Source organism: Massilia sp. ST3 (assembly GCF_018119405.1).
Lineage (GTDB): Bacteria > Pseudomonadota > Gammaproteobacteria > Burkholderiales > Burkholderiaceae_D > Telluria.
Genome location: NZ_JAGPWC010000125.1, coordinates 1 through 6,995 on the forward strand (window position 1 = coordinate 1; position 6,995 = coordinate 6,995).

The 6,995-nt window shown below is 69.8% G+C and carries 4 protein-coding genes; all 4 read left to right on the forward strand.

Annotated elements, in window-relative coordinates; translation table 11 throughout:
* The first annotated feature begins 140 nt into the window (after positions 1–140).
* The 4 genes from KBW98_RS23375 (at position 141) to cphA (ending at position 6,937) form a co-directional block, all read left to right on the forward strand.
* Complete coding sequence (locus KBW98_RS23375) at positions 141–758, forward strand: isochorismatase family protein (protein WP_211522570.1); 618 nt, start codon at positions 141–143, stop codon at positions 756–758.
* Between the two features lie 87 nt (positions 759–845).
* Entirely contained in the window at positions 846–2,606 is a 1,761-nt protein-coding gene (locus tag KBW98_RS23380) for a thiamine pyrophosphate-requiring protein (RefSeq protein ID WP_211522571.1), read from the forward strand.
* Positions 2,607–2,761: 155 nt separating this feature from the next.
* Positions 2,762–4,216 carry an iron-containing redox enzyme family protein gene (locus tag KBW98_RS23385; RefSeq protein ID WP_211522572.1) on the forward strand — a complete coding sequence of 485 codons (1,455 nt, stop codon included), beginning with the start codon at positions 2,762–2,764 and terminating at the stop codon, positions 4,214–4,216.
* 90 nt (positions 4,217–4,306) lie between these two features.
* The gene (gene cphA / locus KBW98_RS23390; protein WP_211522573.1) at positions 4,307–6,937 is read left to right on the forward strand and encodes a cyanophycin synthetase; all 2,631 of its coding nucleotides are present in this window, start codon (positions 4,307–4,309) and stop codon (positions 6,935–6,937) included.
* Positions 6,938–6,995: the final 58 nt, after the last annotated feature.

Below are 6,995 nucleotides of genomic sequence, written 5' to 3' on the forward strand. Positions count from 1 at the left end.
GGGCGCCCCCCCCCCCCCCCCGGGCGGCCCCCCCCCCCCCCCCCCCCCCCGCGCCGCGCCCCCCGCCGCTCCTGCACCGTGTTAAGCTGGAGGCCGTGGGCGCGCCACCCCGGCGCGCCCCGGTCACACGGAGACCTTCCATGAGCGCCATCGTGCTTGGTCAGGCCGACGCCCTCCTGATCGTCGACCTGCAGCTCGACTTCCTGCCGGGCGGCAGCCTTGCGGTACCCCTTGGCGACCGCGTCATCGCGCCGATCAACCAGCTCATCGACCTCTACCGCGTACGCGGCCTGCCAGTGTACGCCTCGCGCGACTGGCATCCCCACGACCATTGCTCCTTCGCCGCCCAGGGCGGACCCTGGCCGCCGCACTGCGTCGCCGGTTCCGACGGCGCGCGCTTCTCCGGCGCGCTGCACCTGCCCGAGGACGCCGTCGTCGTCTCGAAGGCCGACCGCGCCGATACCGACGCCTATTCCGCCTTCAGCGGCACCGGCCTGGGCGACGCGCTGCGCCGGCGCGGGGTCTCGCGCCTCGCCGTGTGCGGCCTGGCCACCGACTACTGCGTGCTGAACACCGTCCTCGACGGGATCGAGGAGGGCTTCGAAGTCCTGCTGGTGCCCGAAGCCGTGCGCGCGGTGGACGTGCGCGCCGGCGACGGCGACCATGCGGTGGCGCGCATGCTCGGCCGCGGCGCGGTGCCGGTGCGCCTGTCGGGCGGCCAGCTGGTCGCGGACGTCTCGCTCGGCGCGCAGCTGTAATCCAGGCGCTTGTGCGCGCTGACGCACAGTCGGCCGTCCTGTTTGGTCCTAGAGTGCAGCTTCCCTGCATGACTCAAGGAGGCCGGAATGGCGACGGTCGGCGATTTTCTCCTGGAGCGGCTGGCGCTATGGGGCGTACGCCGCATCTACGGTTACCCCGGCGACGGGATCAACGGCATCCTGGCCGCATTCGGGCGCCAGGACGCGATCGAATTCGTCCAGGCCCGGCACGAGGAGATGGCCGCCTTCATGGCCTGCGGCCATGCGAAGTACACGGACGAGGCGGGCGTCTGCCTGGCGACCTCGGGGCCGGGCGCGATCCACCTGCTGAACGGGCTGTACGACGCCAAGCTCGACCACCAGCCGGTGGTGGCCATCGTCGGCCAGCAGCAACGGGCCGCGCTCGGCGCCAGCTACCAGCAGGAAGTCGACCTGGTGTCGCTGTTCAAGGACGTGGCCGGCGAATACGTGCACATGGCCACCACGCCCGAACAGCTGCGCCACCTGGTCGACCGCGCGCTGCGCATCGCGCTGGCCGAGCGTTGCGTCACCTGCGTGATCGTGCCCAACGACCTGCAGGAGCAGGATGCCGTGCCGGCCCCGCCGCGCGAGCACGGCCGGACCTTTTCCGGCATCGGCGCGGCGCGGCATTTGCCGGTGCCGCCGTTCGAGGCCTTGCAGGCCGCGGCGGAGGTGCTCAACAGCGGCAGCCGGGTGGCGATCCTGGCCGGCGCCGGCGCCCACGGCGCGGCCGCCGAGCTGGCCGAAGTGGCCGAACTGCTGGGCGCGGGCATCGCCAAGGCCTTGCTCGGCAAGGCCGTGGTTTCCGACGACCTGCCGTTCTGCACTGGCGCCATCGGCGTGATCGGCACCAGGGCCAGCGAAGACATGATGAAGGACTGCGATACGCTGCTGATGGTGGGATCGAGCTTCCCGTATGCCGAATTCCTGCCGCCGGAAGGGCAGGCGCGCGGCGTCCAGATCGACATCGACGCTCGCATGCTGGGGCTGCGCTATCCGATGGAACTCAATCTCGTGGGCGACGCGCGCGCCAGCCTGCGGGCCTTGATTCCGCTCCTGCGGCGCAAGACCGACCGCGCCTGGCGCGAACGCATCGAGCGGGATGTGCGCGAGAGCCGCGCCCGGCTCGCGGAACGGGCGCGGCTGCCGGGCAAGCCGGTCAACCCGCAGCGCGCCTTCAGCGAACTGTCGCCCCGCCTCCCAGGCGATGCGATCCTGGCCGGCGACTCGGGTTCGGTGGCGGCCTGGTACGCGTTGCACCTGAGTGTGAAGGAGGGCATGCTGGCCTCGCTGTCCGGCGGCCTGGCGACCATGGGCTCGGCCTTGCCTTATGCTTTCGCCGCCAAGATGGCCCATCCGGAGCGGCCCGTGGTCGCCCTGGCGGGCGATGGCGCCATGCAGATGAACGGCATTAATTGCCTGATCACGGTGGCGCGCTACTGTGCGCGCTGGCCTGACCAGCGCTTCGTGGTTCTGGTGCTCAACAACCGCGACCTGAACTTCGTCACCTGGGAGCAACGCGGCATGCAAGGCGAACCGAAGTTCACGGACTCCCAGGAACTGCCCGATTTTTCGTATGCCGCCTACGCCCGCATGCTGGGCCTCGAGGGCGAGCGCGTCGAGGATCCGGAACAGCTTGGCGCCGCGTGGGACCGGGCTTTGAGCGCACGCCGCCCCTTCGTGCTGGAAGTGCTGGCCGATCCGAACATCCCGCCGCTGCCGCCGCAAACGGTCGATAAGCAGGCGAAGCAGGTCGAGGAAGCGGCCGCCAAGGGCGATCCGGAAGGCGGCGAGGCAAGGCGCGGCGTCGACCAGCAGGGCGGCTGAGCCGCGCAGGCCGGCCAAGGACATGCCGGGGATAACAGTTTGTTATTTTTTTGTAATCTTTTTCTTACATCCTCGCAGCGCGACTACCGATTCTCGTGCAACAGACCAGTCCGGATAATGTCCGTATCGTCCTCAAGAACCACGCAGAATCCGACATGAACCAGATGCTGTTAGCCGAAGCTCCGATCAGCGCCGTCCCACAAGGCACGGCCGCGGAAGAGCGCGCGAAGAACGTGTATTTCTCGCTGTATGCCGATCCGGCATCGATCCCCGACCAGGCCCAGGACTTCCTGCGCCAGCAGATCGCGGTCGCGTCCAGCCTGCCGGCCGACCTGCCGTCGACCCTGGCCGAACTGCCGGGCTGGGTCGAGCAGCGCACCGACGCCGTCGGCGCCCAGTACCGCGAGTACCTGGCCGCGCGCAAGGCCGGCGCCCCGCGCCGCTACTTCAGCTGCCGGGCCCATGCGCTGTACTTCATCAAGGGCGTCGCGCCCACCAAGCTGGTCGACGGCGCCTGGCTGTACGGCCTGCTGCGCCAGTGGGACAACCAGGCCTACCATCCCCTGATCAAGACCTACCTGGAAGAGCTGGGCGAAGGCGTGCCGGACAAGAACCACGTCACCATCTACCGCAAGCTGCTGGCCACCCACGGCTGCGAAGGCTGGGAAGGCCTGGACGACCAGCATTTCCTGCAGGGCGCGATCCAGCTCGTGCTGGGCCACCACGCGGAGCGCTTCCTGCCCGAAGTCATCGGCTACAACCTCGGCTACGAGCAGCTGCCGCTGCACCTGCTCATCACCTCCTACGAGCTGAACGAACTGGGTATCGATCCCTATTATTTCACCCTGCACGTCACGGTCGACAACGCGGCCAGCGGCCACGCCCGCAAGGCGGTCCAGGCCCTGGCGGACCTGATGCCGCGCGTGGGCGACCGCGACGCCTTCTACCGCCGCGTGCTGGACGGCTACCGCCTGAACGAGCTGGGCGCGAGCACCACCTCGGTGATCGCCGAATTCGACCTGCAGGCCGAGCTGGTGAATATCCTGGCCGCGAAAAGCAGCGTCGGCAAGAACATGCACTCGGATTACTGCCGCGTGGCCGGCCGTTCCGTCAACGACTGGCTGGCCGAGCCGGCGCGCATCCCGGACTTCCTGGCCGCGCTGGAGAAGGCCGGCTGGATCAAGCGCGGCGAGGATCCCGAGCACAGCCGCTTCTGGCGCCTGGTGCACGGCGAGCGCGCCGAGATGTTCGGCGTCTTCAGCGCCTACGAGCAGCAGGTGCTGCGCGACTGGATCATGAGCGCGCCCGAAGGCGAGGGCTCCGCGGCGGCCGCGCGCGTGCTGACCCATCGCGCCCGCCAGCGCACCCTCGACACCCTGGGCCAGCATGCCGAGCGCGGCATCGCCTTCCCGGAACGCGGCCTAATCCGGCGCCATCCGCGCCTGGAAGAGCCGGACAATGAATTGCGCCTGCTGGAGCAGCAGGTGGCGGCGGCCAGCGGCAAGCAGGAGGCGATGGACCTGCTGGCCAGGCTGATGTCGCCCGAGGTGCACCATACCGCGGCCGGCCTGATGGCCACCCGCATGTACACGCAGTTGTTCGACGCCTGAGCCGCCGGCGCTGTGCAAGGGAAGGGCGTCCGCGGGCGCCCTTTCTGCGATTGAACGATAGAACCGCATTGATACGACAAGGACTTACAGGTGCAAATCCTCGAACAACGTTTCCTGCGTGGCCCGAACGTCCACGCCGATTCCCCCTGCCTGCTTTCCGTGCTCGACCTGGAAGACCTGTACGGTCGCTCGACCCGCGAGCTCCCGGGGTTTAACGAGGCCTTGCTGGAAGCGCTCCCTTCGCTGCAAGGCCAGCTGCTGCCGACCGGCCAGCCGGGCGGTTTCGCCCAGCGCCTGCGCGAGGGCACCTATCTGGGGCGGGTGGTCGAACACGTGACCCTCGACCTCCAGACCCAGGCCGGCGCGCCCGCCAGCTATGGCCGCACCCGTCCCGTGGCAGGCCATCCGGGCCAGTTCCGCATCGTCTGCGTCTACGCCTGCGAAAAGCTGGCCCAGCCGGCCTTCCAGCTGGCGGTCGACCTGGTCGGCGCATTGGCCCGCGGCGAAGCCTTCGCAATCGCGCCGCGGCTGGACGAGCTGCGCGAGATCGCCGCCCGCTACGCCATCGGCACCAGCACCGCCTCGGTGCTGGCGGCGGCGCACGAGCGCGGCATTCCGGTCCAGCGCATCACCGAGGACGCCAACCTGTTCCTGCTCGGCTGGGGCGTCAAGCAGAAGCGCCTGCGCGCCACCACCACCGGCGACACCAGCTTCATTGCGGCCAAGATCGCGAGCGACAAGCAGCTGACCAAGGTCCTGCTCAAGGAAGCGGGCGTGCCCGTGCCCGAAGGCGACACCGTGACCACCCTGACGGCGGCCCAGCGCGTCGCGGCGCGTCTGAAGGCGCCGGTTACCGTCAAGCCGCTCGACGCCAACCAGGGCAAGGGCGTCAGCGTCGACTGCCGCACCCCGGACGACGTGGCGCGCGCCTTCGAGTTCGCGCGCGAATACGGCCGCAAGATCATCGTCGAGCGCCATGTCGAGGGACGCGACTACCGCGTGCTGGTGGCGGGCGGGAAGGTCGCCGCCGCTTCCTGCCGCCGCCCGGCCCACGTGACGGGTGACGGCCAGCTGACGGTGCGCGAGCTGGTCGAGATCGAGAACCGCAACCCGGCGCGCGGGGCCGGCCACAGCAACATCCTGACCCAGATCGCGCTCGATGAACACGCGGCCGACATGCTGGCGCGCCAGGGCTACACGGTCGACTCGGTGCTGCCGGCCGGCGCCACGGCCGAGCTGCGCGGCAACGCCAACCTGTCGACTGGCGGCACCGCCGAGGACGTGACCGACCTGCTGCCCGAATCGACACGCGCCCTGTGCGTGCGGGCGGCCGCCAAGATCGGCCTGGACGTGGCCGGGATCGACATCGTCTGCCGCGACATCGCCGAGCCGCTCGCGGCCCAGCGCGGCGCGGTGATCGAGGTCAACGCGGCGCCAGGCATCCGCATGCACGAGTACCCCTCTAGCGGCACGCCGCGCAACGCGGGCGACGCCATCGTCCAGGGCCTGATGGGCGACTCGGATGGGCGCATCCCGCTGGTGGCGGTGACGGGCACCAACGGCAAGACCACCACCACCTTGCTGATCGCGCACACGGTGCGCATGGCCGGCCTGGTGACGGGCGTGAGCACCACCGAGGGCGTGTTCATCGACGGCAGGCAGATCGTCAAGGGCGACTGCACCGGCTACTGGTCGGCACGCACCGTGCTATCGGCGCCGGACGTCGAGTTCGCGGTGCTGGAGACGGCGCGCGGCGGCCTGCTCAAGCGCGGCCTGGCATTTGATCGCTGCGACGTCGGCGTGGTGCTGAACGTGGCTCCGGACCACCTGGGACTGGACGGTGTCGACACCATCGAGGACCTGGCCCAGGTCAAGGCGGTGGTGGCCCTGTCGGCCTCCAAGGCGGCGGTGCTGAACGCCGAGGACGCGCTGTGCGTGGCCATGGCGCGCCGCGTCAAGCCGGGCACGGAGATCGTGTTCTTCTCGATGGACGCCGAGAATCCGGTGCTGCTCAAGCACCTGGAAGACGGCGGGCGCGGGGTCTACCTGCAGGACGGCGCCCTGGTCGTCGCCGACGGCACCCGCCACCAGGCCCTGGTCAAGGTGGAGAGCATGCCGGTCGCCTTCGGGGGGCTGGCGCGCTTCAACATCGCCAACAGCCTGGCCGCGGCGGCCGCCCTGATGGCCTCCGGCCTGACCCACATGCAGATCGCCACCGGCCTGTCGACATTCGAATCGAACGGCCGCACCAACCCGCTGCGCACCAACATGTTCGATGTGCGCGGCGTGACCGTGATCGTCGACTACGCGCACAATGCCGCGGCCTATGCCGGCATCGCCGAGATGGCGCGCGCCATGCTGCCGGGCCAGCTGGTGGGCATCGTCACCGCGCCGGGCGATCGCCGCGACAGCGACCTGCACGAGATCGGCGAGGTGTGCGGCGAGCGCTTCGACGAGCTGGTGGTGTACGAATCGCAGAGCCGCGGGCGCCCGGTGGGCGAGGCGGTGGACCTGATCCTGGAAGGGGCGCAGGACGTGGTGGGCATGAGCGACACCTTGCACCGCGAGATCGAGGTGGGGAATGCGATCCGCCTGGGCCTGTCGCTGTGCCGGCCGGGCGATGTGCTGGTGTTCGCCTGCGGGTCCTCGCTGCAGGTGTTCATCGAGGCGATCCGCGTGAACGATCCAGAGAGCGCAGATTTGATCGCAGCACAAGTGTAAACCGTAGGGTTTGGGGGGGGGGCCCCCCCCCCCCCCCCAAAGCGGGGGGGGGGGGGCG

Bases quoted from the DNA above. Each gene is read 5' to 3' on its own strand.
- KBW98_RS23380 (WP_211522571.1), top strand. From the start codon at position 846: ATGGCGACGGTCGGCGATTTTCTCCTGGAGCGGCTGGCGCTATGGGGC.
- KBW98_RS23385 (WP_211522572.1), top strand. From the start codon at position 2,762: ATGAACCAGATGCTGTTAGCCGAAGCTCCGATCAGCGCCGTCCCACAA.
- KBW98_RS23375 (WP_211522570.1), top strand. From the start codon at position 141: ATGAGCGCCATCGTGCTTGGTCAGGCCGACGCCCTCCTGATCGTCGAC.